The organism is Actinomadura sp. 21ATH, from assembly GCF_041951345.1.
Taxonomy (GTDB): domain Bacteria; phylum Actinomycetota; class Actinomycetes; order Streptosporangiales; family Streptosporangiaceae; genus Spirillospora.
On the sequence record NZ_JBGNUR010000017.1, the window covers coordinates 53918 to 79680 of the forward strand.

The following is a 25763-nucleotide window of genomic DNA, read 5'->3' on the forward strand; positions in this document are numbered from 1 at the left end:
CAGGGGTTACAGGTCTTTCAGGGCGGCGCGCTGGACCTTGCCGGCGGCGCTCTTCGGCAGGTCGTCCACGAAGACGATCTCCCGGGGGACCTTGAAGTTGGCCAGCCGCTCCCGGCAGTGGTCGATCAGCTCGTCGGCGGTGGCGGTACGGCCCGCGCGGACGCGGACGTACGCGCGCGCGACCTCGCCCAGCCGCTCGTCCGGGACGCCGGTGACGCCCGACTCCAGCACGGCGTCGTGCCGGGCGAGCACGTTCTCGATCTCGGCCGGGTAGACGTTGAAGCCGCCGACGGTGAACATCTCCTTGGACCGGCCTGTGATCGTCAGGTTGCCCCGCTCGTCCAGCCGGCCGCGGTCGCCGGTGACCAGCCAGCCGTCCTTGATCGCCTCGGCGGTGGCGGCCGGGTCGTCCAGGTAGCCGCGCATCACGTTGTAGCCGCGCACGTGGATCTCGCCGTCGGTGCCCGCCGGGACCGGCTCGCCCTCGCCGTCGACCACGACGACCTCGACGTTCTCGATGGCGTGGCCCGAGGTGTTCGCGATGACCTCGTCATCGTCGTCCACCGAGCAGACGGTGACGGTGCCGGTCGACTCGGTCAGCCCGTACGCGGTGACGACCTGCGGGAACATCTCGCGCATCCGGCGTACCAGCGCGATCGGCACGTCGGCGGCGCCGGTGACGGCCAGCCGCAGCGACGACAGGTCGCGCTTGGCGCGGTCCGGCGACTCCAGCAGCGAGGTGTAGATCGTCGGCGGCCCGGGCAGCACGTTGATCCGCTCGGCCTCGGCCAGCCGCAGCGTCTCCTCGGCCTGGAAGACGTCCTGGAGCACCATCGTGGCGCCCCTCAGCATGCAGGCGAGCACGCCGGCCTTGTACCCGAAGCTGTGGAACATCGGGTTGACGATCAGGTACCGGTCGCCGCGCCGCAGCCCGGTGCGCCCGGCCCACGCCTCGAACGTGCGGATGTTCTGCTCGTGCGTGGACAGGACGCCCTTCGGCACGCCCGTGCTGCCCGACGTGAACAGGATGTCGGCGATGTCGTCCGGCCGGACGGCGGCCATCCGCGCGGCCACGTCCTCGACGGGCACCTCGGCGCCCCGTTCGAGGAAGGACTCCCAGGCCGTCACGCCCGGCCGCGCGGCGCCGTTGAACGTGACCACGGCCTCCAGGTCCGGCAGCCCGGGGACGGCGCCCGTCGCCGGGTCCAGGCCGAGCAGGGCCGGGTAGTCGATGCCGAGGAAGCCGTCCACCACGAACAGCGTCCGGGCGCCGGACCTGGCCAGCGGCGCGCGGGCCTCCTCGCCCTTGTAGCGGGTGTTGAGCGGGACCATGGCCGCGCCGGCGCACGCCGCGCCGATGGCGGTCACGATCCACCGCAGGCTGTTGGGGGCCCAGATCGCGATGCGGTCCCCCGGCCGGATACCGGCGGCGGCGAACGCCGCCACCACCTCGCGCACGCGCTCGCGCAGCTCCGCGTACGTCACCCGGACGGCGCCGTCCACGACCGCCTCCGCGCCCGGGTCGGCGGTGGCGGCGCGGGCCAGCACCCGCGGGATCGTCAGCTCCTGCTCGCTCATAAGTGACCATGGTGGACCGCGCCGCACCCCGCTGGGTAGACCGTCCCGGTGACCGGTACTCGCCGCCCGCGGCGGGGCCGACTGCGCTTAGGGTCGCGGCGCTGGTCGTTGTACGCCGAAGCTGCACGTAGGAGACGCGTTGAACACGGTGGTGGACCTCAGCGGACGGGCGGTGCTCGTCACCGGCGGCACGAAGGGCATCGGCGCGGTGATCGCGCGGGCGTTCCTGGCGGCGGGCGCCGAGGTCGCGGTGTCCGCCCGGAACGAGCCCGAGGCGCCGCCGTCCGTGGGCGGCCGCGAGGCGCACTTCATCGCCGCCGACATCCGGGACGCGAACGCGGCGGCGGAGATGGTGGAGCGGGCCGCCGGACTGCTGGGCGGCCGGCTGGACGTGCTGGTCAACAACGCCGGCGGCTCCCCGGACGCCGACTCGGCCACCGTCTCACCGCGGTTCGTGGAGCGGATCGTGCAGCTCAACCTGCTGGCGCCGTTCTACGTGGCGCAGCCCGCCAACAGGATCATGCAGGCGCAGGAGACCGGCGGGTCGATCATCAACATCGGCAGCGTGTCGGCCGTCGACCCGCAGCCGGGCACCGCCGCGTACACCGCGGCCAAGGCGGGCCTGCTGGCGTTCACGAAGGCGCTGGCGCTGGAGTGGGCGCCGAAGGTGCGGATCAACCACATCACCACCGGCCTGGTGCTGACCGAGGCCGCCGCGCACAACTACGGGACGGACGGCGGCGCGGCGACCAGCGCGCTGATCCCGATGGAGCGGATGGCCGACCCGCAGGACGTGGCGAACGCCTGCCTGTACCTGGCCGGGGACCTGGCGTCGTACGTGACGGGCGCGGACCTCGCCGTCCACGGCGGTGGCGAGGTCCCCGCCCGCTACGTCGTCAAGCAGAAGGGCTGAACCGCGCCCGGCCGCCCGAGATGACCGTCGTGTCCCCCACGGCGGCCTCGAACAGCACCGTCTCCCCCAGTACGGGGTCCCCGTCCCGCCAGGCGGCGACGTCCAGCGCGTCGCCGGGGAAGACCGGGGAGGCGAACCGGCCGTCCAGCTCCAGCAGGGCGGCCGGATCAGCGCCCAGCTCGCGGGCCAGCGGCAGCGTGACCGCGGCCAGCGTGCACAGGCCGTGCATGAACGGCCGGGGCATCCCCGCCGCCTTCGCCGCCTCCGGGTCGATGTGCATGTGGTGCCGGTCGCCGAGCAGCCGGTAGAGCGCCGCCTGGTCGGGCGCGGTCGGCACGGCGATCTTGAGGTCGGGGGCGCTCTCCGGCCGCTTCCCGGACGACGGCCCGCGCTCCCCGCCGAAGCCGCCGCACCCGGGCGCGAACAGCGACCAGACCGCCTCGAAGTAGGCGCACTCGACCGCGACCTCGAAGATCGCGGCACGCCCCTTGTCCCAGACCTCCGCGACCCGCGCCGACAGCTCCAGCTCCCCCGACACCGGGAGCGGCTCCCGGACGCGGAGCCGCTGCGAGCCGTGCACGGCGGTCGTGACGTCGAACGCCCCGGCCGAGCCGAGCGCGTCCGGCGCCCACTGCGCCAGCGTCAGCGCGAACGTCGGCAGGACCTGCATCCGCTCCTCGAACACCAGGTCCAGGTCCGTCGCCCGCGCGCCGACCGCGAGCGCGTACAGGATCGCGTCGCGGTCCTCGTACGCGACCGTGCGGGTGCCGAGGTCGCGCCCCTTCCACTCCCCCGCCGGGGTCATCGGTCGACCCCCAGGATCAGCCCGCTGGTCGGGACGCCCGTCCCGGCGGTGACCAGCACGCTGCCGATCTCGCCGGGCTGGTTCACCGAGGTGCCGCGGACCAGCCGCACGCCCTCGGCGATGCCGTTCATCCCGTGGATGTACGCCTCGCCGAGCTGGCCGCCGTTGGTGTTGAACGGCAGCCGCCCGCCGATCTCCAGATGCCCGTCGGCGATGAAGTCCTTCGCCTCGCCGCGGGCGCAGAAGCCCAGCTCCTCCAGCTGCGGCAGGACGAGCGGGGTGAAGTGGTCGTACAGGATCGCGGCGCCGATGTCGGCCGGGGTGAGGCCGCTCTGCGCGTACAGCTGCCGCCCGACCAGGCCCATCTCCGGGATCCCGCTGATCTCCGGCCGGTAGTAGCTGGTCATCATGTGCTGGTCGTTGCCCGAGCCCTGCGCGGCGCCCCAGATCAGCGCGGGCGGGTGCGGCAGGTCGCGGGCCCGCTCGGCGGACACCACGACGAGCGCCTGGCCGCCGTCGCTCTCCTGGCAGCAGTCCAGCAGGCGCAGCGGCTCGGCGATCCAGCGCGACGCCTGGTGGTCCTCCAGGGTGATCGGCCGCTCGTAGAACCACGCGTTCGGGTTGGTCGCGGCGTGCTTGCGGTCCACGACGGCGACGCGGCCGAAGTCCTCGGTCGTGGCCTTGTACTCGTGCAGGTACCGCTGCGCGAACATCCCGACCCACTGCGCGGGCGTCGACAGCCCGTACGGGGTCATCCAGGAGTACGCGGCGCGGTCGGCGCTGACGTCCATCGGCCGGTCGGCCTGGCCCAGCCCGTACCGCGTCCCGGACCGCTCGTTGAACGCCCGGTAGCAGACCACCACGTCGGCGATCCCGGTCGCGACGGCCATCGCCGCCTGCTGGACGGTGGCGCAGGCGGCGCCGCCGCCGTGCCCGATCCGGGAGAAGAACTTCAGCTCGCCGATGCCCAGGTTGCGGGCGATGTGGATCTCGGAGCTGGTGTCGGCGGTGAACGTCACCATCCCGTCCACGTCGGACGGTTCGAGCCCGGCGTCGGTGATCGCCGCCAGCACCGCCTCGCAGGCCAGCCGCAGCTCGCTGCGGCCGGAGTCCTTGGAGAACTCGGTGGCGCCGATGCCGGCGATCGCCGCCGCGCCGGGGAGCACGCCGCTCACTGATCATTCCCTTCCGGGAGTACTAGGGCCACGGTGCCGGTCACGTGCGGGCCGATCGCGTTGACGCCGCGGATCTCGATCTCGACCCGGCGGGCGTCGTCGTCCTTGGCCGTCACGGTCCCGGTCAGCACCATCGTGTCACCCGGGTAGTTGGGGGCGCCCAGCCTGATCTTGATGCGCTTCACCACGGCGGCGGGCCCGGCCCAGCCGGTGACGTAGCGGTCGACCAGCCCGTTGCTGGTCAGGATGTTCATGAAGACGTCCCTGGAGCCGCGCTCCTGGGCCAGCCCGGGGTCGTGGTGGACGTCCTGGTAGTCGCGGCTGGCCAGGGCCGTGGCCACGATGAGGGTACGGGTCAGCGGGATCTCCAGCTCGGGGAGCGCGTCCCCGACCGCCACGTCCTCGTACCGCCGGGTCGCGGGAACGACGGTCACGACGCCACGCTCCCCTCGACGGCGCGGCCGTCCGCGATCCGGTCGCCGAGGCGGGCCAGGTCGGACGAGGCGCCGCCGAGCGTCCCGGAGATCTGCTTGCCCCACAGGAAGAAGCGGTGCACCGGGTAGTCGACGTCCACGCCGATGCCGCCGTGCAGGTGCTGGGCGCGGTGGACGACGTTCAGCCCGCCCTCGCCGGCCCACCACTTGGCGACCAGCACGGCCGAGGAGTCGGCCCGCCCGTCCGCGCCGACCGACGAGATCGCCTGCCACACGCAGACCCGCATCGCCTCGATCTCGATGTAGCAGTCGGCCAGCTGGTGCAGCACCGCCTGGAACGATCCCAGCGGGCGCCCGAACTGCTCGCGCTCCCGCAGGTACGACGCCGACAGCCCGAGCGCGCCGTCCGCGACGCCCACCTGCACGGCGGCCAGCGCGATCCTGGCCAGGTCGACCGTCCCGGCCGCGGCGCCCTCGCCGGGGACCTCCCGGGCGGGCGCGCCGTCGAGCGTCAGGTTGCCGGCCATGTCGCGGCTGGTCGTCTCCGTGCGCTCCCAGCTCGCGCCGGACGCGCTCGACTCGACCAGGAACAGCCCGGTGCGGCCGTCCTCGCGGCGCGCCGAGACCAGCACGTGCCCCGCCCCGGCCGGGCTCGGGACGGCGGCCTTGACGCCGGTCAGCCGCCAGCGGTCGCCGCCGTCCGGCACCGCCGCGGTACGGGGTTCGGCCGGGTCCTGCGGGCCGAACTCCTCCAGCGCCACGGTGATCCGCGCCGAGCCGTCCACCAGCGCGGGCAGCAGGTCCTCGCGCTGCGCGTCCGTCCCGTACGAGGCCAGCGCGAGCGCGCCCACCAGCGCGGGCCACAGCGGAACGGGCGCGACGTGCCGGCCCTGCTCCTCCAGCAGCACGCCCAGCGCCGGGACGCCGAGCCCCGCGCCGCCGGCGTCCTCCGGGAGCGCGACGCCGAGCAGGCCCGCCCGCGCCAGCTCGCGCCACAGGGCCTCGTCGACCCGGTCGGCGCTCGCCTCCACCTCGCGCAGCCGCTCGTGCGCGGTGCGGTCGGTGAGGATCCGCCGCGCCAGGTCGCGGACCGCCTCCAGTTCCTCGCCAAGCGTGAAGTCCATCAGCGCTCCTCCTGCCCGGTGTCCGGCCGGAACACCGGAAGCGTGAGTTCGGGGTCCGCGTCGAGCCAGTCCAGGACGACCGGCATGCCGATCTCGACGTCCGCGGGTTCGATGCCGATCAGGTTGGTGATGAGCCGGGTGCCCTCGGCCAGCTCGACCACCGCGACCACGTGCGGGAAGTCGAACGCCGGGTGCCGCGGGTGGTGGTTGACCACGTACGTGTAGACGTGGCCGCGGCCGCCGGCCTCGACGGCCTCCCACTCGAACGACCCGCAGTGCGGGCAGGCCGGGCCCGGCGGGTGCCGGGGCGTCTCGCAGGCCGAGCAGCGCTGGATCACCAGCCGGTGCTCCTTGGCGGCCTCGAACCAGAACGCGTTGTCCGGGTTGATCGCCGGCCGCGGCCGCAGCGCCTTCGGCTTCTCCTGCTCCTTCGCCTTCTCCGCCGCCTCCTCCGGAGGCTTCGGCTTGAACCGCAGCAGCCGCCAGTGCTGGGTGGCGACGACCTCGCCGTCCTGGTCGCGGTACGTCCGGACCGTCGTCACGAACCGGCCCAGGCCCAGCCCGGTCTTCTTCTCCGGGGAGATCGACTCCACGACCTCCTGGACGCTGATGTGGTCGCCCGGCACCAGCTCGCGGTGGAACTCGAAGTCGGAGTCCGTCGCCACGACCGAGGTGTAGCCGCCCTCGGCGAGCACGTCGGTCAGCTCGTCGCCGACCGTCCTGGTCCCCTCGTCCGGCCGGACGGACGCCGCGTACCCGCGCATCGTCCACGCCTGCGCCATCGACGCGGGCGCCACGATCCCGTCGCGGCCGGTGGCGCGGGCCGCGTCCTCGTCCAGGTAGACGGGGTTCGCGTCCTCCATCGCCTCGACCCAGTGCCGGATCATCGGCACGTTCACCGGGTCCTGGCCGGGGCGCGGCGCGACCAGCTCGCGGCCCTCGAACGCCTTCAGCCTGCTCTCGTAGTCCATGTCCCGGCCCGTTCCGGGCGCCGCCTCGGTCATGACCGCCTCGCCCGGGGCATGCCCAGTCCCTGGGTGGCGACCATGTCGCGGAGCACCTCGTTGACGCCGCCGCCGAAGGTGTTGACGATGCCCTGCCGGGACAGCTGCTCGATCTGCCCGTACAGGACCGCGCCCGGCGACTCCGGCCGGATCCGCCCGGCCGCGCCGAGGATGCCGGTGAGCGTGCGCTGCACCTCGATGTGCGTCTCGGTCCCGTACGTCTTGGTCGCGCCCGCCTGCGCGCCGGACAGCTCGCCGGTCGCCTGGACGGTGGCGGTCATCTTCCAGTTGAGCAGCCGCATCGCCTCCAGCTTGGCGTACGTGCGGGCGAGGTCCTGGCGCACCCACGGCAGGTCGATGACGCCGTTCTCGCGGGCCCAGTCCACGACGTCCTCCCACAGCTTGATCATGCGGCCGCCCAGCGCGGCCAGCCCGATCCGCTCGTGGTTGAGCTGCGTGGTGATGAGCCGCCAGCCGCCGTCGACCTCGCCGATCACGTTGTCCGCCGGGACGCGGACGCCGCTGTAGTACGTGGCGGTGACCACCATCCCGCCGACGCACTGGATCGGGCTCCAGGAGAAGCCCTCGGCGTCGGTCGGCACCGTGATGATCGAGATGCCCTTGTGCTTGGGGGCGTCCGGGTCGGTGCGGGCGGCGAGCCAGATGTGGTCGGCGGTGTTGGCGCCGCTGGTGAAGATCTTGCTGCCGTCGATCACGTACCGGTCGCCGTCGCGGACCGCGCGGGTGCGCAGCGAGGCCAGGTCGGTGCCGGCGTCCGGCTCGGTGTACCCGATCGCGAAGACGATGTCGCCGGCCAGGATCCCCGGCAGGAACCGCTTCTTCTGCTCCTCGGTCCCGTACCTCATCAGCGTCGGGCCGACGGTGTTCACGGTGACGAACGGGAACGGCAGCCCGGCCCGCTGCACCTCGTCGAAGAACACGTACTGGTCGGCGATCGACCGGCCCTGGCCGCCGTACTCGACCGGCCAGCCGTAGCCGAGCCAGCCGTCCTTGCCGAGCATCTTGACGATCTCGCGGAAGTGGTCGCCGCCGACGCCCTCCTCGCCGGCGCGGCGGCGGACGTCGGGCGGCAGCAGTTCGGCGAAATAGGCCCGAAGTTCCGCGCGCAACTCCTGATGCGCCGCGGACTCTCGCAGATCCATGGAGGCCCTTTCTGTGTTCAGCGGGGCGGGGAGGTCACGGCAGGAAGCGCAGGCGGCCGTTCGCCGCGAACTCCTCGCGCAGCGCCGCCTTGTCCTCCTCGGTCATCAGCGTGTACGCGGGGGCGCCCCGGCCGGCCCACCGGTAGACCGGGTCGTCGCACCGCCAGCCTTCGAGCTGGAGCTGCTTCTTGCTCAGCTTGCCGGACCCGGTCGTCGGCAGGCCGTGCGAGACGCGGACGAAGCGCGGGGTGCCCTTGGTGCCGAGGTCCGCCTGCTCCGCCAGGAAGGCGGGCAGGCCGAGGTCGTCGAAGCCGACCCCCTCGGGGATCTCCAGGGCGGCCATCACCTGGTCGCCCGAGCGCGGGTCCGGGACGCCGAACGCGACCGCGTCCAGGACCTTGCCGTGCCGGCGCAGGACGTCCTGGGTCAGCAGCGCGGAGATGTTCTCCGAGTCGACCCGGATCCAGTCGCCGGACCGGCCCGCGAAGTAGAGGAAGCCGGCGCCGTCGAGGTAGCCGAGGTCGCCGGTCCAGTACCAGCCGTGCCGGACGCGCTCGGCGTCGGCCTCGGGGTTCTTGTAGTAGCCCTCGAACCGGGCGGCGCCGTGCACGTCGACGATCTCGCCGATCGCCTCCTCCGGGTTGGCGACCCGGCCGTGCTCGTCCAGGACGGCGGGCGCGCACGTCTCCCGGGTCTCCGGATTGACGATCCGCACCCCGTCGTGGGCGGGGACGCCGAACGCGCTCGGCGGCGCGTCCCTCGACAGCCTGATCATGCCGGCGCCCTCGCTGGAGCCGTACCCCTCGACGAGCGGGCAGCCGAAGCGGCGCAGGAACTCCTTCTTGTCGCCCGGCGACGCCTCCGTCCCGAACGCGTGCGTGAGCGTGTTGTCGCCCTCGCCCGGCCTCTCCGGCTGCGCCAGGACGTACGCGATCGCCTTGCCCACGTAGGTGAAGAAGGTCGCGCCGTAGAAGCGGACGTCGTCCATGAACCCGGACGCCGAGAACTTCGGCGTCAGGCAGATCGTCGCGCCCAGCGACAGCATCGGCGCCCACAGCGCCATCAGCGCGTTCCCGTGGAACAGCGGCATCGGGCAGTACGCGACGTCCTCGCGCGAGTGGCCGTACTTGGCGCTGTTGTCACGGGCCAGCTCGGCGAGCCGGCCCTGGGAGCAGCGCGCCGCCTTGGACGCGCCGGTCGTCCCGGAGGTGAAGAGGAGGAGGAACTGCGTCTCCGGCGTGATCTCGGGGTCGCGTTCGGGGACCCGGCCGGGGGCGAGCGCGTGCCGGGCCACCCGCTCCGGGTACGACCCGTCGTCGATCAGCAGGAAGCGGTCGCGGGGGACGCCGATGTCGAGGCCGTCCAGCAGCTTCGCGCCGGCCGCGTCGGTGACCAGCAGCTGGAGGTCGGTGTGCCGGACCTCCTGCTCCAGGTACGCGCCGCGCCGGGTGGAGTTGATCCCCACGATCGTCGCGCCGCACAGCGCCGCCGCGCCCAGCCACAGGACGTACTCGGGCACGTTGTCCAGCAGCACGCCGATGTGGAACGGCCCGTCGCGCCGCAGCTCGCGGGCCAGGTCCGCGCGCGCGGCGCTCTCCCGGACGACCTCGTCCCAGGTCCAGGTCCGCTCGCGGTCGCGCAGCCCGGGATGGCCGTCGCCGGCCCTCGCGAGCAGCAGATCCGCGATCGTCTCGTTGCGCACTCTCGCCCTCCCCTCTGCTTCCCGGGCGCGCGTCAGGCCGGCTGCGGGACGAGCACGCAGCGGGTGCCGCCGTAGATCGCGACCATGCACTTGTTGCAGTGGATGCACAGCGACTCGATGTCCGGGTCCTGCTGGAGCCGGTTGATCAGGTCGGGCTCGCGGAGCAGCGCCCGCGCCATCGCCACGTACTGGAAGCCCTCCTCCATGGCGAGGTCCATCGTCCGCTTGTTGGTGATGCCGCCGAGCAGCACCAGCGGCAGCTTCGTCTCCGCGCGGACCTGCCTGGCGTCGTTGAGGAGGTAGGCGTCCTCGTACGGGTAGCTCTTCAGCACGTGCTTGCCGAACAGCTGCACGCCGAGCTTCACCGGCTGCGGCATGACCCCGGCGAACTCGCGCAGCGGGGCGTCGCCCTTGAACAGGTACATGGGGTTGTGCAGGGAGCTGCCGGCGGTGAGCTCCAGGGCGTCGACGGAGCCGTCCTCCTCCAGCCACCTGACGACCTGGATCGCCTCGTCCAGCCAGAAGCCGCCGGGCACGCCGTCGTCCATGTTCAGCTTGGCGAGGATCGCGATCCGGTCGCCGACCCGGTCCCGGACCTCGCGGGCGATGTCGCGGGCGAAGCGGGCGCGGTTCTCCAGCGAGCCGCCGTACTCGTCCTTGCGGCGGTTGATCTTCGGGCTGAGGAACGAGCTGGCCAGGTAGTTGTGGCCGAAGTGGATCTCGACGGCGTCGAAGCCCGCCTCGATCGCCATCTTCCCGGCGACGCCGTGCCGCTTGACGATGCGGCGCAGGTCGTCGTGGGTGGCGGCCCTGGTGAAGCTCGTCGTGGTCTTGTGGAAGAAGCGGCCCGGCGCGAGCGCGGGCAGGCCGTTCGACTTGGGGTTGGCGACCGGCCCGGCGTGCCCGATCTGCGCCGACACCGCGGCGCCCTCGGCGTGCACGGCCTCGGTCAGCCGCCGCATGCCGGGCAGCGACTCGTCGGTCCACTGGAGCTGCCGCCGGTCGGTGCGCCCCTCCGGCGCCACCGCGCAGTACGCCACCGTCGTCATGCCGACCCCGCCGGCCGCGTGCCGGACATGGAAGTCGATCAGCTCGTCGGTGACCAGGCTCTTCCTGCTGAGCCCCTCGTACGTGGCGGCCTTGATGACGCGGTTGCGCAGCGTCACCGGCCCGAGCTTCGCGGGCGCGAAGACATCGGGGGCGTTTCGGGTACGGGTCGACTCGGTCACGTGTGGGGTCCTTCCGTTGGCACACCCGAACGGGTGGCGGCCTCGACGCTAAAACAGCGGGATGGCCGACATGCCGGCCATCCCGCTGATCGGGAGTTTCGGGGGCTGACGGGCCCCTCGGGCTAGGGCCTGCCCTCCAGGGCGGCGGCCAGCCGGTCGGCCTGCTGCTGCGACTCCACCAGCTGGCGCAGCAGCCACAGCCGCAGCACGCGGGCCACCGCGGCGGCCAGGTAGAGCGCGGCGCCCATCACGGTGACGGCCGCCCACGCGGTGGCCATCACCTGGAACGAGCCGACGTTGCGCAGGTCGTCCTGCGCGAGCGAGTTGTTGTAGCAGACGAACGCGCCCACCACGCCGGTGATCATGAGCAGCACGCCGGCGACGCGCAGCGCGCCGTCGTACTTGCCCTGGTCGGTCTTCAGCTTCTGCCGCGCCACGTCGTCCTTGAACCGCGCGCGCCGTTCCTCGGTCAGCATCCCGTCAACCTCCTAGATAGTCGCTGGACAGCCGGTCCTCGATCGCGTCCGGGTCGCCGGCCGCCACCACGCGCCCGTTCAGCATCAGCGCGGCGGTGTCGGCGATCGGCAGCACCGCCCGGGCGAACTGCTCGGCGACCAGCACCGACAGGCCGCCCTCGACCAGTTCGGCGACCGTCTCGTACATCCGGCTGACGATCATCGGCGCCAGCCCCATGGACAGCTCGTCGAGCAGCAGCACCGCCGGATCGGTGCCGAGGGCCCGGGCCAGGGCGAGCATCTGCTGCTCGCCGCCGGACATCGAGCCGGCGAGCTGGGTGCGCCGCTCGCCGAGGACCGGGAACCGCGCGTACGCCTTCTCCTCCAGGTCCTCCAGCCGCGCCCCGGTGCCGGTCGCGGCCCACAGGTTCTCCCGCACGGTCAGGTTCGGGAAGATCCCGCGGCCCTCGGGAACGGAGCACACGCCCAGCCGGGCGGCCTCCTGCGCCGAGACCCCGTTCACCGCGCGGCCCGCGTACCGCAGCTCCCCGCCGGTCGCGGGCATGAGGCCGGCGCAGACCTTCATCGTGGTGGACTTGCCGCCGCCGTTCGGGCCGAGCAGCGCCAGCAGCGAGCCGGGCCGCAGCGCCAGGTCCACGCCGTGCAGAACCTCGATGGCGCCGTACCCGGCCCTGATCCCGGCCAGTTCGAGCAGCGGCTCTGCTTCCGTGTGGGGGGGCGACCCCCCACTCCCCCCGCACCCGAGGCGGGCGCCCCCCGCGCCCCCCGCTGGGGGCTTCGCCCCCTCGACCCCCTTGATCTCGGTTCGCTTCGTCATGACGCGGCCTCCGCTGTTCCGATGTAGGCGGCGATGACCTCGGGGGACTCCTGGACCTCCTGGGGGCTGCCGGAGGCGATCAGGGCGCCGTAGTCGAGGACGTGGATCGTCGCGCACAGCCTCATGACCAGCGGCAGGTCGTGCTCGACCAGGCAGATCGCCAGGCCCTCCGCCGCCAGTCCGGTGAGCATCTCCGCGAACGCCTCGGTCTCGGCCTCGGTCTGGCCGGAGGCGGGCTCGTCCAGCAGCAGCACGCGCGGCGAGGTCATCAGCGCGCGGGCCACCTCGACGACGCGGGCGCGGCCGATCGGGATGTCCGACACGTCGCGGTCCGCAATGTCGGCGAGCCCGGTCCGTTCGAGGATCTCGTCGGTCCGCGCGTCCAGGTCGAAGCGCTTGCGGGTCGTCGTCCTGAGGATGTCGCCGGCCACCCGGACGTTGTCGCGCACCGACAGCGACAGGAACAGCTCCAGCCGCTGGAACGTGCGCGCCATGCCCTTCCGGGCGCGCTTGGCCGGGGACAGCCGGGTGATGTCGGCGCCGTCCAGCAGCACCCGGCCGGAGTCGGGCTTCTGCAGGCCGGTCATCGTGTTGAACATCGTCGTCTTGCCGGCGCCGTTCGGACCGATGAGGCCGGTGATCTGCCCCTCGGCCACGGTGAGGCTCACGTCGTTCACGGCGGTGTTGCCGCCGAAGCGGACGACGATGCCCCGTGTTTCGAGAATGGGCGTCTCAAGCGGTGACACTGGCCTCTCCCTTCGTCGCCGGGATCGGCACGGGCCGGTGCGTGACGGGCAGGCCGAGCTCGCGGTCGAGGCGGGCGCGCAGCTCGTCGGTGTACGGCTCGTCCACGCCCACCAGCGCCAGCGGCGTCGCGCGGCGGCGGCCCTCCTCCAGGACCATCCGCCCGACGACGGGCAGCAGCATGATCACGCAGAGGGCGGCGATGGCGAACGTCCAGGCGCCGATCACGTCCGCCAGCGCCAGCGCGTACAGCAGCACGCCGAGCGCGGCGCCGCCGTACAGGACGGGCTTGGCCGCGCGCAGCCCCCGGTAGGACTCGACGATGTCGTGGACGAAGCCGCTGGGGTTCTTCCCGACGCCCATCCCGACCAGGGCGGTCGCGACCAGCACCAGGTTGCCGAGCGCGGTGTAGATCGGCGCCGCCGCCTCGTGCTCCAGCGCCAGGTCGGTGAACGTGCCGACCAGCACGTGCGCGCCGACGCCGATCATCAGGCCGCCGATCAGGGCGCCGCTGATGTAGCCGATGCCGGCGACCACGGTCATCATCACCAGGCCCAGGCTGGCGGTGATGATGAAGGTCTCCTGGGCGACCGAGCCGGTGGCCGACGACATCAGCACGCCGCCGAGCCCGGCGATCGCCGCGGAGATCATGAAGACGCTGAGCTTCAGCCGGACCAGGTTCTGGCCGAGCATCGCCGAGGCGGCCGGGCTGTCCTTCATGGCGGCCAGCCGCCGCCCGTAGCCGCTGTTGCGCAGCGCCGCGATCCCGACGGCCAGCACCGCGAACAGCACGGTCGCGGTCATCAGGGCGGTGGTGCCGTTCCGCAGGTCGAGCGGGCCGATCTTCAGCGGCGGCACGACCAGCGCGCCGTCCGGGAAGATCGTGAACTTCATCCCGAACAGCTCGTGCTCGGTGGTGTCGCGCAGCACCATGTTGGACAGGAAGACACCGAACGCCATGGTCGCCAGCGCCAGGTAGAGCCCGCGCAGGCGCAGCGCCGGGAGCGCCACCAGCCCGCCGACCAGGGCGGTGAACGCGACCGCGAGCAGCACGCCCTGGACGTTCAGCCGGGCGTCCAGCCCGGTGCCCTGGATCCCGAAGTGGAACGCGACGATCGTGGCGATCGCGCCGAACGACAGCGGGGCCAGGTTCAGCTCGCCCGCGTACCCGGTGAGGACGGTGAGCGAGAGCGCGATGATCGCGAAGGTCATGCCGAGGGCCAGCGTGGTGACGCCGGAGTCCTCCAGCAGCAGGCTGTAGAGGAACACGACGCCGACCAGCACCGCGCCCCAGACCGCCGCCGACCGCACGGTCGGGGCCCGGTAGCGCTCGCGGGTCCGGATCGCGGCCCCGCGCAGCCGGTCCTGCGGCAGCACCACCAGCACCACGAACAGGATGATCATGGGCAGCGAGACCCGCAGGTTGCCGGTCAGCGTGCCCGCCGAGGGCAGGTAGGCCAGCACGTACGTGGCGGCCAGGCCCAGCACCATCGCGCCCACGAAGGTGCGCGGGATGCTGCGCAGCCGGCCGAACATCGCCGCCGCGAACGCGTCGATCACCAGCAGCGTCAGCGCGTTGGCCTCCAGCGCGCCGCCGCTGATCGGGACCACCAGCACGCCGGCGATCACCGCGAGGGTGGAGCCGAGCGCCCAGGACAGCATGGCCGCGCGCTCGGGGTCGTGGCCGTTGAGCCGGAGCAGGTCGGGGTCGTCCACGGAGCCGCGCATCACCACGCCCATCCGGCTGCGGGTGAAGAGCACCCTCAGCCCGACGGCGATGGCCACGGCGGCGACCAGGCAGACGATCTCGTGGTACCGGATCACGACCCCGGCCACGGTCAGCTTGGCGTCCGCGCCGAAGAACATGTCGACGGTGCGGGTCTCGTCCGGGTTCCAGGCCCAGTGCGCCAGGTAGACCGCGCCGAGCATCACCGCCACGGTCACGATGATCTTCGTGACGTCGGCGGTGTCGCGCAGCCCCTTCATGATCACCGCGTGCAGCGCCGCGCCCATGGCCGGTCCCACCACGCCGATCACCACGACGGCGGCGAGCCATACCGGCCAGCCCCAGCCCTTGGTGAACTGCCAGAAAAGGAACGTTCCGAACATGGCCTGCGCGCCGTGCGCGAAGTTGAAGATGCCCGAGGTGTTGTAGGTCAGGACCAGCCCGGACGCCGCGATGGAGTACACCGCGCCCAGGACGAGCCCGAGGATCGTGTACGTCAGGAATGTCGTCATATCGCGCCTTTGGTCGCCGCCGCGGCGGTCAGGACTGGGGCTTGATGATGTCGTCGGTCAGGAACGTCGTGGCGATCCGGTCGCCGTTCAGCTTCGTGCCCCAGGTCTTCGGGTCGGTCTCGATCACGAAGTCCGCGCCGCACTCGAACTCGCCGGCGTTCTTCGGGTGGACCTGCTCGTACTTGCTCCCGTTGAGCTTCACCATCAACGCGCAGGAGGCCGGCTTGTTGTTGCCCGGGTCGGACGGCGCGTGCAGCCCGCCGCCGGTCCACTCGTGCACCTTCGACAGCTCGTTGATCACGCACTGCCGGGTGAGGTCGGAGCCGCACTTCTGGGCCGACTGCGCCCACAGCAGGAACGAGGAGGTGGCCTGCATGCCGAGCAGCGCGACCTTGCCCTTCTGGGCGTTCACCAGGTCCATGTACTGCTTGACCGCCGGCACCTTGGCCGCGTTCTCGAACGGCTGGAACATCATCCCGATGTGGATGTTGTCACCGGCACCGGCCTTGTTCCAGCCCGACACCGCGCTGCTGTACCAGGTCGCCTCGAACAGGTAGTTCGGCTTCAGGCCGGCCCGCTCGATCGACTCCAGCAGGCTGAACTGGCCGGGGTCGGGCGAGTCGGAGGTCCACAGCACCTCGGCGCCGCACTCCTTGATCTTCTGGGCGAACGGCATGTAGTTGCTCTCGCCCTTGTCGTTCAGCCGGACGCCGCAGTTCAGCGGTTCGACCCCGCTCTTCTTCATCGCGGCGGCGATCTTGTTGGTGCCGGTGGTGACCGCGGGCGAGGTGGACAGCAGCAGGTCGCCCTTGTCCTTGAACGCCGGGAACCTGTCCTTCCCGATCTTGATCCCGCCGATGTTGAGCAGGTCCACCGGGTACGGGAGGGCCTCGTACTTCATCGGGCCCATCGTCACGTTCGGGCCGATGGCGAAGCCCGCGACCGTGGGCAGCCTGCAGCCGACCCGGTACTGCTCGGCGGCCTCGTCCATCGCGAAGCCCTGGCCCACCATCATGAAGTCCTGCTTGCAGGACTGCTGCATGACCTTCACCGACTGCGTCATCGCCGCGTCGTACTGGTTGCCCTTGATCTTGCGGCCGTTGATGCCGCCCTGCTCGTTGCACCAGTCGATCATCGCCTTGACGGCGTCGCCCATCTCCTTGGACAGGCCCGGGGCCTGCGGGAAGCCGCGGTCGTCGCCGAAGCCGATGGTGATCTCCTTGTCGGTGATCCCCTGGTCGGTGGCGCCCTTGGCGTCGCCCTTGCCGCACGGCGAGGGCAGCGTCCCGAACGTCCTGCTCCCGCCCGCGGCCGCGTTCCCGCCGCCGCCCTGCTGGTCGGGCAGCCCGACGGTGCCGGAACGCTCGGCCGCGCACGCCGTCGAGAACAGCGCGAGGGCCAGCGCGCCCGCGGCGAGGCGCCCTGTCTTGTCGACCTTCATCCGGTCGTACTCCTTTCACCGGCCGCCGCCCGGCGGCGTGGTGGGGGTGGAAATGAGCTGGCGGGGGGCGCGGGCCGGGATGCCTCCGCGGCCCGGGTCATCCGAAGAACGCCTGCCCGCCGTCGAGCGGCACGGTGGCGCCGGTCAGGTAGCGCATGGCCGGCGAGACGAGCGCGGCGACGGCCTTGCCGATGTCCTCCTCGCAGTCGCCGATGTAGCCGAGCGGGATCGTCTTGCGGAACTCCTCGGCCGCCTCCGGGTTGGTCTCCGCCCACCACTTCAGCCCGGGAGACAGGGCGTGCGGGGCGATGGAGTTGGCGCGGATCCCGTCGGGCCCCCACTCGGCCGCCGCGGTACGGGTCAGCGAGCGCAGCGCCTGCTTGGCCGCCGCGTACGCGCCGTACGTGGTGGGGTCCCAGCGGACCATGGCGGAGGTGACGAGGTTGACGATGTGGCCGCCGCCGCGCTCCTTCATGTGCGGGTGGCACGCCTTCATGAACGCGAACGCGGCGAACGGGCCGGTCCGGAACCCCTTCTGGAAGTCGGAGTCGCTCATCGACAGCAGCGGGCCGTACTTCCCGTAGTAGGCGTTGTTCACCAGGACGTCGATCCCGCCGAGCCGGCCGGCGATCTCGTCAACCAGGCCGGGGACCGCCTCCAGCTCCGACACGTCGCAGGCGAACGGCACGGCCGTGCCGCCCCGCTCGGCGATCAGTTCGCAGGTGGCGGTCAGCTTGGCCTCCGTACGGCCGAGGACGGCGACGGCCGCGCCCTCGTCCGCGAGCGCGAGCGCGATGCCCTGCCCGACGCCCTGCCCGGCGCCGGTGACGATCGCGACCTTGTCGTCGAGGAATCCCATGCTTCTCCCGGTGTTGGCGCGCGCGAATACGCGGATGACGTGCGTGGATGGGTGGGCGGCCGGTGATCCGTCCCGGTGAACGCCCATGGTGATGTGACCTGCCACACCCAATAGAGTCAGTCCCGCTCACCGGGAGTAAGGCGCGTTTCCGGGGCCGCCTGAGGCGGTCTCACTCAGCGGGAAGTCCTGATCAGAGCCGGATTCGGGAACGACAATGAGCGCCCGGGCAGGCGCCCGGAGACACCCGGCGAGGCGAAGGAGCTCATGGCCATGACGGCGATGGAGATCATCCAGGGGCTGACGGGCCCCGGCGGTGAGTTCGAGCTGCGCGAGGAGGAGGTGCTGGGCGCCCGGATCCCGGTGTTCGCCGGGCGCTCCCGGAACCTGGGCGAGGTGCTCGCCCGCTCCGTGCGGTACGGCGACTCCGACTACATCGTCACCGCCGGGGACCGGCTGAGCTACGCCGAGCACGCGGCCCTGGTCGCGTCGCTGGCGGCGCTGCTGCGCGAGGAGCACGGGGTCGGCCCCGGCGACCGGGTCGCGATCAACGCCGCGAACTCGGCCGGGTGGATCGTCGCGTTCTGGGCCACGGTGGCCACCGGCGCGATCGCGGTCGGCTACAACGCCTGGTGGACCCGGCCCGAGATCGAGTACGCGCTCGGCCACACCGAGCCGAAGGTCGTCTTCGCCGACGCCAAGCGGGCCGCGCGGATGCCGGCCGGGCCGGCCGTGCTGCCGGTCGAGGAGATCGCCGCCACCGCCCGCACCCGCTACCCGGACGCCGAGCTGGCCGTCCCGGACGCCGCCGAGGACGACCCCGCGGTGATCCTCTACACCAGCGGGACGTCCGGCCGGCCCAAGGGCGCCGTCCACACCCACCGCAACCTGGCCTCGGTGATCGAGTACCACCGGCTGAACGACGCGATGGCCGCCGCGTTCGGCATGCCCGGCTCCCCCGCGGACAACCGCTACCTGCTGGCGCTGCCGCTGTTCCACATCGCGAGCCTGCACAACCTCGCCGTCCCGCGGCTGGCGACCGGCAGCGCGGTCATCCTGTACGAGGGCGCGTTCGACGTCGACCGGGTGCTGGGGCTCGTCGAGCGGGAGCGCGTCACCCACTGGGGCGCGGTGCCGACCATGGCGAACCGGATCATGGAGCACGGCGACGTCTCCAAGTACGACCTGTCGTCGCTGCGGGGGTTCGCGCTGGCGTCGGCGCCGTCGTCGCCCGCGTTCAAGGAGCGGCTGCGCAAGGCGTTCCCGCCCGCGCGGGACGCGCTGGTGGACAGCTACGGCCTGACCGAGACCTGCACCGCGGTGTCGGCGGCGACCCCGCTGGACCTCGCCGAGTCGCCCGGGACGCTGGGCCGCCCGATCGCCGGCGTCGAGGTGCAGATCCGGGACGCCGAGGGGAGGCCCCTCCCGGAGGGCGAGGAGGGCGAGGTCTGCGTGCGCAGCGCGTACGTCATGCTCGGCTACTGGCGCGACGAGGAGGCCACCGGGAAGTCGATCCGTGCGGACCGGTGGCTGCACACCGGCGACATCGGCATGGTCGAGCAGGGCCGGCTGCGGCTGACCACCCGGCGCTCGGACCTGATCCTGCGCGGCGGCGAGAACGTCTACCCGGCCGAGGTCGAGAACGTGCTGGCCGAGTACCCGGGCGTGCGCGAGTGCATCGTGGTCGGCACCCCGCACCGGGACCTCGGCCAGGAGGTCGCGGCCGTGGTGGTCATGGACGAGGCCGCCTCGGAGAAGGAGCTGGCGGACTTCGCGGCCGAGCGGCTGTCGTACTTCAAGGTCCCGTCCCGCTGGAAGATCACCACGGCTCCGCTGCCGCGCAACGCCACCGGCAAGGTGATCCGGAAAGAGGTCGAGTCGGTCCTCTGACGCGGGCGCGGCACGGCCCCGGCACGTCCCGCCGGGGCCGCCTCATTCGAAAGTTTGTTCGATGTTTGCCTGGGGCGCTCCCGCATGAAGGTTCCGCGGTGTCTTGCGTTCGCTTCGTTTGTTTCGCATACTGCGAATAGAGGGACGGCTTGGCGGAGCGAGGGGGAGGCATGGCGGACATCCAGGTCAGGCGGATCGAGCCCGGGGCGATCGACTCCGAGCAGGCCGCGCGGGCCGTCCAGCGGATCAAGGCGTACCTCCAGCGCAACCCCGACGAGCAGACCATCCGGGTGCAGGCCGAGATCGGCGGCGAGGAGGCGCTGGTGCTGCCGCGGCAGGCCGTCAGCCTGCTCGCCTACATCCTTTCCCAGGCCGCCGCCGGGCGCGGCGTGTCGGTGATGCCGTCGCACGCCGAGCTGACCACCCAGCAGGCCGCGGACCTGCTGAACGTCTCCCGCCCGTACCTGATCGGGCTGCTGGAGTCGGGCACGATCCCGTTCAAGCTGGTCGGCCGGCACCGCCGCGTCCGGTGGGACGACCTCATGGACTACAAGCGCGAGACCGAGGCGCAGGGCCGCGCCGCCGCCGACGAGCTCGCCGACCTCGGCCAGGAACTGGGCATCTAGCCGTGACGTTCGTGGTGGTCTACGACGCCTGCGTGCTGTACGGCAACACGCAGCGCGACATGCTGATCCGCATCGCGCAGTCCGGCCTCGTCCAGGCCAAGTGGTCCAACGCCATCCTGGACGAGATGCAGCACAACCTCGCCGCCAACCGCCCGGACATCCCGGTGGAGAAGCTGTGGAGGCTGCGCGCCCTGATGAACCGGGCGGTCCCCGACGTGCTGGTCGAGGGCCACGAGCCGCTGATCGAGGCGCTGAAGCTGCCCGACCCGGCGGACCGGCACGTGCTGGCCGCCGCGATCAAGGCGCACGCGCAGCTGATCGTCACCTCGAACCTGCGGGACTTCCCGGCCGACATGCTCGCGCCGTGGAACGTGGAGGCCAAGAGCCCCGACGACTTCGTCCTCGACCAGATCGACTTCGACGACCGGGTGATCTGGGCCTGCGTGCAGCAGATCGTCGACTCGCGGAGCAACCCGCCGGAGACGCTGGAGGACGTCCTGGACGCCCTGGAGCGCGCCGGCCTGGTCGAGTCCGTGGCCGCCCTCCGCACCCGCGACTAGGCCCGGCCGCCATGGACCTTCTCGACGACCACCTCGGCGGCGTCCGGACGCGCGGCGCGGTGTTCTGCCGCTCGCTGGTCGAGCCGCCCTGGAGCCTCCGCTTCATCGGGCCGGTGCCGCTGGCGCTGGCCACCGTCCTCACCGGCGACGCCTGGATCACTCTGGACGGCGCGGCGCCGGTGCCGCTGCGCAAGGGCGACATCGCGCTGGTCCGCGGCACCCGGCCGTTCACCGTCGCCGACGATCCGGCCACCCCGGTGGGGATCGTGATCGAGGACGAGAGCACCTGCCACACGGTCGGCGACGGTCCCGCGCTGGGCGCCGACGGCCTGGTCCTCGGCCCGCGGACCTGGGGGCTCGGCACCGCGGCGGCCGGCGCCGACACGTTCCTGTTCGCCGAGTACCCGCTGCGCGGCGACGTCGGCGACCGGCTGCTCGACTCGCTGCCGGACCTGGTGATCGTCCCGGACGGGCCGGAGCTGGCGCCGCTGACGGCGCTGCTGGCGGTCGAGACCACCCGGGTGGACCCCGGCCAGCAGATCGTCCTGGACCGGCTGCTGGACATGCTGCTGGTCAAGGCGCTGCGGTCGTGGTTCGCCCGGCCGGAGGCCGAGCCCCCGGCCGGGTACCGCGCGCTGGCCGACCCGCGCATCGGGAGCGCGCTGCGCGCCGTCCACGACGAGCCCGGCCGGCCGTGGACGGTCGCGACGCTGGCGGCGGAGGCCGGGATGTCGCGGGCGGCGTTCGCGCGCGTGTTCACCGAGCTGGTCGGCATGGCGCCGATGGCCTACGTCACCGAGTGGCGCATGACGCTGGCCACCGACATGCTGCGGGAGCGCGGGGCGAGCGTGGCGGCGGTCGCGCGCCGCGTCGGCTACTCCGACGGCTTCGCGTTCAGCAACGCGTTCAAGCGCGTCCGGGGCCGGTCCCCCAGCGCCGTGCTCGCCGAGGCCCGTCAGCCCTGAGCCGCGCCGGGCTTCCACGCGCCCGCGGCCGCCGCCTCCTCCGCGTAGTCGGCGAACGAGCGCGCGGGGCGTCCCAGGACCCGCGGCACGGCGTCGTCGACCGCCTCGCCCGCGCCGCGGCCGATCGTCTCCATCAGGTCGGCCACGACCTCGACGACCTCGTCCGGGTAACCCTGCCCGGCCAGGGCGCGGGCGTAGGTGGCGCGGTCGACGGGCGTGTAGCGGACCTCGCGGCCGGACGCCTTCGCGATGAGGTCCGCGGCGGTACGGAAGGAGAGCGCCTCCGGGCCGGTCAGCTCGTACACCCGGCTGGCGTGCGCGGCGTCCGTGAGGGCCGCGACGGCGACGTCCGCGATGTCGCCCGCGTCGACGAACGCCTCGCGCCCCTCGCCGGCGGGCAGCGCCAGCTCCCCGGACAGGACCGGCTCCAGGAGGAAGTCCTCGCTGAAGTTCTGCGCGAACCAGGCGGCGCGCAGGATCGTCCACTCCGGGACCGACTCCCGGACGACCCGTTCGACGGGTTCCTGGTGGGGATGGGCCTCGTGATCCTCGCCGCGCGCCGACAGCAGGACGATCCGCCGGACGCCCTCCCCGGCGGCCCGCCGGACGAACGCGGCGACCGTGGCCGCGTCCACGAACTCGAGCATCGGGACGAGGTAGACGGCCCGGACGCCGTCGAGCGCCGGGCCCCAGGTCGTCTGGTCGGCGTAGTCGAAGCGGGCTCCCGCGGGCGGGGACACGGCGGTACGGGAGGCGGCCCGGACGGGCAGGCCGCGGTCGCGGAGCCCGGCCACCACGCGGCGGCCGGTCTTGCCGCGGCCGCCCAGGACGAGGATCGGTGCGCTGGTCACGGATGCGTTGGTCATGGCCCCATCACACCGCGCCCGGTGAGACGATCACATGGTCGTACGTCTCGTTCGCATGCGAGATCATCTCACCGGGGCGGCGGGGGCTCAGCGCGGGCGGCCGAGGTCCTTGGCGATGAACAGCCCCTCGGCGGTCACGCACTCCTCGCCGTCCGCCCAGATCGAGCCGACGGTACGGATCTTGCGGCCGTCCACGGCGACCTGCCGGCCGGTCACGGTGAGCGGCCGGAACAGCGGGACGCGGCGCCGGTAGCGCAGCGTCAGCTCGGCCGTCATCCCGGCGGTGCCCGCCCAGGAGTTGGCGACGCCGAGCGTGTGGTCCAGGAGCAGCGCGGAGACGCCGCCGTGCACGCTCGCCGGCGGCCCCTGGTACGGCAGGTCCAGGGTCACCTCGCTCTCGATCGAGCCGTCGTCCCCGCCCTCGTACACCAGCGGCGGGGCGATCGGGTTCTCCGGGCCGGTGACGGCCTCGTGCCGGGTGATCCCGTCGCCGCGCCACATGTCGACCAGGCGCTCCTCCAGGTCGGGGGCGTGCCGGTCGAGCTCGTCGGCCACGGCGTCCAGCCGGGCGGCGATGTCGTCCATGTCGGCGCCCGACATGTTCCCGGCGCGCACCAGCCCGGCGATCACCCGGCGGGCCGCGGCGACCGCCGCGTCCACGCCGGAGTCGGTGGCGGCGGCGTTGAGCTCGACCGACGTCGTCATGGCGTTCATCTCCTCCCGGCCGGCTCGGGGTCGCGGGGCAGGCCCAGCAACCGCTCACCGATGATGTTGAGCTGGACGTCGGTGGTGCCGCCGGCGATCGTCATGCTGCGCGAGCTGAGGAAGCGCCAGGTGATGTCGCGGCCCTCGACGCCCCCACCCTCCCCGACCGTGTTGTCGGTGCAAACGGCGGGGTACCCGGTCCAGTCCATCGCGGTCTCCCAGACGCGCTGCATGTGGTCGCCGCCGAGCAGCTTGCCGATGCTGGCCTCGGCGCCGGGCTGCCCGCCGGCCAGCGAGCGCAGCGTGGTGCGCAGCCCGAACAGGCTGTTGGACTGGGCCTCGCACAGCAGGTCGCCCAGCTCGGCGAGGCGCGCGGCGTCCACGCCGTCCGGGTCGGCGGCCAGGATCTCCAGCAGCGCCTCGCCGCCGCTGCCGAGCGAGGAGCCGCTGCCGAGGTTCACCCGCTCGTTCGACAGGGTCGTGCGGGCCAGCTTCCAGCCCTCGCCGGGCTTCCCGACGAGCATGTCGTCGGGGACGAAGACGCCGTCCAGGAACACCTCGTTGAACAGCGCCTCGCCGGTCAGCTCCTTGAGCGGCCGGATGTCGATGCCGGGCGCGGACATGTCGAGCAGGAAGTACGACAGGCCCTTGTGCTTGGGGGCCTCCTGGTCCGTCCGGGCCAGCAGGATGCCGTAGTCGGCCTGGCGGGCCATGGACGTCCACACCTTCTGGCCGGTGACCTTCCAGCCGCCCTCGACCTTCTCGGCGCGGGTGGACAGCCCGGCCAGGTCGGAGCCCGCGCCGGGCTCGCTGAACAGCTGGCACCAGACCAGGTCGCCGCGCAGCGACGGCGGCAGGAACCGCTCCTGCTGCTCCGCCGAGCCGTGCGCGATGATCGTCGGCACCACCCAGTTGCCGATGACCATGTCGTGCGGGCGCAGCCCGGCGTCCTTCAGCTCCTCGGCGATCACCAGCTGGGTGACCGCGTCCGCGCCCTTGCCCCACGGTGCGGGCAGGTGCGGGGAGGTGTAGCCGCGCTCGGCGAGGTACGCGGTGCGCTCGGCCCCGACCAGTTCCCTGGCGGGCGCCAGCTCGGCGCGGACGTCCGCGCGGATCGCGGCGGCCTCGGGCGGCAGGTCCACGCCCAGCTCGCGGCGGACGCCGTCCAGGGTCAGCCGGGCGACGCGCTGCCGCCAGCGGGAGGTGGAGCCGAGCAGGATGCGCAGGGTCTGCGCGCGGCGCAGGTAGAAGCCGGCCTCGTGCTCCCAGGTGAAGCCGATGCCGCCGAGGGTGTTGATGCAGTCCTTGGCGACGGCGAACGCGGCCTCGACGCTGATCGCCCCGGCGACGGCGGCGGCCAGCGACGCCTCGCCCGGGCCGGTGCCGGGGTCCTGGGCGCGGGCGGCGTCCCAGGCGCAGGCGCGGGCCTGCTCGGCGCGCGCCAGCATCCGGGCGCAGCGGTGCTTGACGCCCTGGAACTGGCCGATCGGGCGGCCGAACTGCTCGCGGACCTTGGCGTACTCGGCGGCGGTGGTCGTGCACCAGTCGGCCATCCCGGACGCCTCGGCGGCGAACAGGACGGCGGCCAGGTCCAGCACGTCCTGCGAGTCCAGGCCGGCCAGCACGGCGCCGTCCGGTACGGGCACGTCGTCCGCGGTGACCCGCGCCGGGCGCCGGGTCGGGTCGTGGCTGAGCATGTCGACGACCTGGAGCGCCTCGCGCGGCAGCACGATCCAGGCGGTGGCGTCGCCGTCCTGGGCCGGGAGGACGAACAGGTCGGCGATCTGGCCGCCGAGCACCGGCTCGTACGCGCCGCGCACGGTGGTCCGGCCGCCGTCGCGGACCAGCGCGAGCCCGCCGGGCCGCAGCCCGACCGCGCCGATCACGGTGCCCTCGGCGAGCCCTGCCAGATGGGTCTCGTGACCTGCCCCGCGGTCGGAGGCACGGGCGAGGACGGCGCCCGCGAGCGTGGTCGGCAGGAACGGCCCGGGAGCCAGGACGCGGCCCAGCTCCTCGGTCACCACCGCCAGCTCGACCAGCCCGAAGCCGCCGCCGCCCGCCTTCTCCGGCAGGTGCAGGCCGAGCAGCCCCTGCTCGGCGAGCCCCGTCCAGAACGGGGGCACCGCGTCCCGGCCGGCGTCCGCGGCCGCGCGGACGGCCTGCGCGGTCACGTGCCGGGCGGCGAAGGCGCGCACCGCGTCGCGCAGGTCGCGATGCTCCTGGGTCAGTCCGATGGTCATGTCCGCCTCAGATCGCTCGATGGTGGCCGGCCGGGCGGCCGGCGGGGAGTCCGGAAAGCGAAGACTAGAATTCATTCTCACTCGCGCTCCGGGCCGTCCCGCTGAGTGGGTCATCACCACTGACCGGAGCCTCGCTGACCACTGGGCGGGACCCTGGCCAGCAGAAAACTAGAATACATACTAGTTTGCGATGCCCCATCGCGATCACTTTC

General features: G+C 72.8%; 23 protein-coding genes. 5 read left to right on the forward strand and 18 right to left on the reverse strand.

The annotated features are described in order from the left end of the window. Positions 1-6 precede the first annotated feature (6 nt). Entirely contained in the window at positions 7-1578 is a 1572-nt protein-coding gene (locus tag ACA361_RS33985) for a FadD3 family acyl-CoA ligase (RefSeq protein WP_375018937.1), read from the reverse strand. A gap of 148 nt (positions 1579-1726) precedes the next feature. Here ACA361_RS33985 and ACA361_RS33990 point away from each other — a divergent pair, with 148 nt between their 5' ends. Further along, positions 1727-2491 carry an SDR family oxidoreductase gene (locus tag ACA361_RS33990; RefSeq protein WP_375019100.1) on the forward strand — a complete coding sequence of 255 codons (765 nt, stop codon included), beginning with the start codon at positions 1727-1729 and terminating at the stop codon, positions 2489-2491. On the opposite strand, the gene ACA361_RS33995 is transcribed toward ACA361_RS33990, so the two are convergent. From ACA361_RS33995 to ACA361_RS34060, 14 genes are all read right to left on the reverse strand, one after another. Further along, entirely contained in the window at positions 2475-3296 is an 822-nt protein-coding gene (locus tag ACA361_RS33995) for a MaoC/PaaZ C-terminal domain-containing protein (protein ID WP_375018938.1), read from the reverse strand. The two genes, ACA361_RS33990 and ACA361_RS33995, sit on opposite strands and share 17 nt — an antisense overlap. Further along, positions 3293-4471 (reverse strand): lipid-transfer protein, encoded by a 1179-nt coding sequence (locus ACA361_RS34000; RefSeq protein WP_375018940.1) that lies wholly within the window; start codon positions 4469-4471, stop codon positions 3293-3295. Before ACA361_RS34000 ends, ACA361_RS33995 begins: the two co-directional genes overlap by 4 nt. Further along, a complete protein-coding gene (locus tag ACA361_RS34005) occupies positions 4468-4905 on the reverse strand; it encodes a MaoC family dehydratase (protein ID WP_375018941.1) in 438 nt (145 codons plus the stop codon). Before ACA361_RS34005 ends, ACA361_RS34000 begins: the two co-directional genes overlap by 4 nt. Then, entirely contained in the window at positions 4902-6029 is a 1128-nt protein-coding gene (locus ACA361_RS34010) for an acyl-CoA dehydrogenase family protein (protein ID WP_375018943.1), read from the reverse strand. Before ACA361_RS34010 ends, ACA361_RS34005 begins: the two co-directional genes overlap by 4 nt. After that, positions 6029-7033 (reverse strand): bifunctional MaoC family dehydratase N-terminal/OB-fold nucleic acid binding domain-containing protein, encoded by a 1005-nt coding sequence (locus ACA361_RS34015; RefSeq protein ID WP_375018945.1) that lies wholly within the window; start codon positions 7031-7033, stop codon positions 6029-6031. The genes ACA361_RS34010 and ACA361_RS34015 overlap by 1 nt, the downstream gene beginning before the upstream one ends. Further along, complete coding sequence (locus tag ACA361_RS34020; protein WP_375018947.1) at positions 7030-8196, reverse strand: acyl-CoA dehydrogenase family protein; 1167 nt, start codon at positions 8194-8196, stop codon at positions 7030-7032. The genes ACA361_RS34015 and ACA361_RS34020 overlap by 4 nt, the downstream gene beginning before the upstream one ends. Positions 8197-8230: 34 nt before the next feature. Beyond that, positions 8231-9898: an AMP-binding protein gene (locus ACA361_RS34025; RefSeq protein WP_375018948.1), complete on the reverse strand. Its 1668-nt coding sequence runs from the start codon at positions 9896-9898 to the stop codon at positions 8231-8233. A 32-nt stretch (positions 9899-9930) separates the two neighbouring features. Further along, positions 9931-11127 carry an NADH:flavin oxidoreductase gene (locus tag ACA361_RS34030; RefSeq protein WP_375018950.1) on the reverse strand — a complete coding sequence of 399 codons (1197 nt, stop codon included), beginning with the start codon at positions 11125-11127 and terminating at the stop codon, positions 9931-9933. A 122-nt stretch (positions 11128-11249) separates the two neighbouring features. After that, positions 11250-11603, reverse strand: coding sequence for a hypothetical protein (locus ACA361_RS34035; RefSeq protein WP_375018952.1), 354 nt, complete (start codon positions 11601-11603; stop codon positions 11250-11252). 4 nt (positions 11604-11607) lie between these two features. Then, positions 11608-12420 (reverse strand): ABC transporter ATP-binding protein, encoded by an 813-nt coding sequence (locus tag ACA361_RS34040; protein ID WP_375018954.1) that lies wholly within the window; start codon positions 12418-12420, stop codon positions 11608-11610. Further along, a complete protein-coding gene (locus tag ACA361_RS34045) occupies positions 12417-13166 on the reverse strand; it encodes an ABC transporter ATP-binding protein (protein WP_375018956.1) in 750 nt (249 codons plus the stop codon). The genes ACA361_RS34040 and ACA361_RS34045 overlap by 4 nt, the downstream gene beginning before the upstream one ends. Beyond that, positions 13153-15402 (reverse strand): ABC transporter permease, encoded by a 2250-nt coding sequence (locus tag ACA361_RS34050; RefSeq protein ID WP_375018958.1) that lies wholly within the window; start codon positions 15400-15402, stop codon positions 13153-13155. The genes ACA361_RS34045 and ACA361_RS34050 overlap by 14 nt, the downstream gene beginning before the upstream one ends. Positions 15403-15430: 28 nt before the next feature. Then, positions 15431-16843 (reverse strand): ABC transporter substrate-binding protein, encoded by a 1413-nt coding sequence (locus tag ACA361_RS34055; protein WP_375018960.1) that lies wholly within the window; start codon positions 16841-16843, stop codon positions 15431-15433. Between the two features lie 97 nt (positions 16844-16940). After that, the gene (locus tag ACA361_RS34060) at positions 16941-17702 is read right to left on the reverse strand and encodes an SDR family NAD(P)-dependent oxidoreductase (RefSeq protein WP_375018962.1); all 762 of its coding nucleotides are present in this window, start codon (positions 17700-17702) and stop codon (positions 16941-16943) included. Positions 17703-17972: 270 nt separating this feature from the next. On the opposite strand from ACA361_RS34060, the gene ACA361_RS34065 reads away from it, so the two are divergent. From ACA361_RS34065 to ACA361_RS34080, 4 genes are all read left to right on the forward strand, one after another. Next, positions 17973-19589, forward strand: coding sequence for a class I adenylate-forming enzyme family protein (locus tag ACA361_RS34065; protein WP_375018964.1), 1617 nt, complete (start codon positions 17973-17975; stop codon positions 19587-19589). A 170-nt stretch (positions 19590-19759) separates the two neighbouring features. Continuing rightward, the gene (locus ACA361_RS34070) at positions 19760-20215 is read left to right on the forward strand and encodes an excisionase family DNA-binding protein (RefSeq protein WP_375018965.1); all 456 of its coding nucleotides are present in this window, start codon (positions 19760-19762) and stop codon (positions 20213-20215) included. 2 nt (positions 20216-20217) lie between these two features. Then, positions 20218-20775 (forward strand): PIN domain-containing protein, encoded by a 558-nt coding sequence (locus ACA361_RS34075; protein WP_375018967.1) that lies wholly within the window; start codon positions 20218-20220, stop codon positions 20773-20775. Between the two features lie 11 nt (positions 20776-20786). Continuing rightward, the gene (locus ACA361_RS34080) at positions 20787-21740 is read left to right on the forward strand and encodes an AraC family transcriptional regulator (protein ID WP_375018969.1); all 954 of its coding nucleotides are present in this window, start codon (positions 20787-20789) and stop codon (positions 21738-21740) included. On the opposite strand, the gene ACA361_RS34085 is transcribed toward ACA361_RS34080, so the two are convergent. From ACA361_RS34085 to ACA361_RS34095, 3 genes are all read right to left on the reverse strand, one after another. Beyond that, a complete protein-coding gene (locus ACA361_RS34085) occupies positions 21731-22606 on the reverse strand; it encodes an NAD(P)H-binding protein (RefSeq protein ID WP_375018971.1) in 876 nt (291 codons plus the stop codon). The genes ACA361_RS34080 and ACA361_RS34085 overlap by 10 nt on opposite strands. Positions 22607-22693: 87 nt before the next feature. Beyond that, entirely contained in the window at positions 22694-23311 is a 618-nt protein-coding gene (locus ACA361_RS34090; RefSeq protein ID WP_375018973.1) for a PaaI family thioesterase, read from the reverse strand. 5 nt (positions 23312-23316) lie between these two features. Next, positions 23317-25551, reverse strand: coding sequence for an acyl-CoA dehydrogenase (locus tag ACA361_RS34095; protein ID WP_375018975.1), 2235 nt, complete (start codon positions 25549-25551; stop codon positions 23317-23319). Between the last annotated feature and the right edge of the window lie 212 nt (positions 25552-25763).

What these genes read in the sequence shown, in the direction of transcription:
- ACA361_RS33985 (WP_375018937.1), bottom strand. Translation starts at nt 1,578, where the DNA reads ATGAGCGAGCAGGAGCTGACGATCCCGCGGGTGCTGGCCCGCGCCGCC.
- ACA361_RS33995 (WP_375018938.1), bottom strand. Translation starts at nt 3,296, where the DNA reads ATGACCCCGGCGGGGGAGTGGAAGGGGCGCGACCTCGGCACCCGCACG.
- ACA361_RS34010 (WP_375018943.1), bottom strand. Translation starts at nt 6,029, where the DNA reads ATGGACTTCACGCTTGGCGAGGAACTGGAGGCGGTCCGCGACCTGGCG.
- ACA361_RS34015 (WP_375018945.1), bottom strand. Translation starts at nt 7,033, where the DNA reads ATGACCGAGGCGGCGCCCGGAACGGGCCGGGACATGGACTACGAGAGC.
- ACA361_RS34020 (WP_375018947.1), bottom strand. Translation starts at nt 8,196, where the DNA reads ATGGATCTGCGAGAGTCCGCGGCGCATCAGGAGTTGCGCGCGGAACTT.
- ACA361_RS34035 (WP_375018952.1), bottom strand. Translation starts at nt 11,603, where the DNA reads ATGCTGACCGAGGAACGGCGCGCGCGGTTCAAGGACGACGTGGCGCGG.
- ACA361_RS34040 (WP_375018954.1), bottom strand. Translation starts at nt 12,420, where the DNA reads ATGACGAAGCGAACCGAGATCAAGGGGGTCGAGGGGGCGAAGCCCCCA.
- ACA361_RS34050 (WP_375018958.1), bottom strand. Translation starts at nt 15,402, where the DNA reads ATGACGACATTCCTGACGTACACGATCCTCGGGCTCGTCCTGGGCGCG.
- ACA361_RS34055 (WP_375018960.1), bottom strand. Translation starts at nt 16,843, where the DNA reads ATGAAGGTCGACAAGACAGGGCGCCTCGCCGCGGGCGCGCTGGCCCTC.
- ACA361_RS34060 (WP_375018962.1), bottom strand. Translation starts at nt 17,702, where the DNA reads ATGGGATTCCTCGACGACAAGGTCGCGATCGTCACCGGCGCCGGGCAG.
- ACA361_RS34065 (WP_375018964.1), top strand. Translation starts at nt 17,973, where the DNA reads ATGACGGCGATGGAGATCATCCAGGGGCTGACGGGCCCCGGCGGTGAG.
- ACA361_RS34070 (WP_375018965.1), top strand. Translation starts at nt 19,760, where the DNA reads ATGGCGGACATCCAGGTCAGGCGGATCGAGCCCGGGGCGATCGACTCC.
- ACA361_RS34080 (WP_375018969.1), top strand. Translation starts at nt 20,787, where the DNA reads ATGGACCTTCTCGACGACCACCTCGGCGGCGTCCGGACGCGCGGCGCG.
- ACA361_RS34085 (WP_375018971.1), bottom strand. Translation starts at nt 22,606, where the DNA reads ATGACCAACGCATCCGTGACCAGCGCACCGATCCTCGTCCTGGGCGGC.
- ACA361_RS34090 (WP_375018973.1), bottom strand. Translation starts at nt 23,311, where the DNA reads ATGACGACGTCGGTCGAGCTCAACGCCGCCGCCACCGACTCCGGCGTG.
- ACA361_RS34095 (WP_375018975.1), bottom strand. Translation starts at nt 25,551, where the DNA reads ATGACCATCGGACTGACCCAGGAGCATCGCGACCTGCGCGACGCGGTG.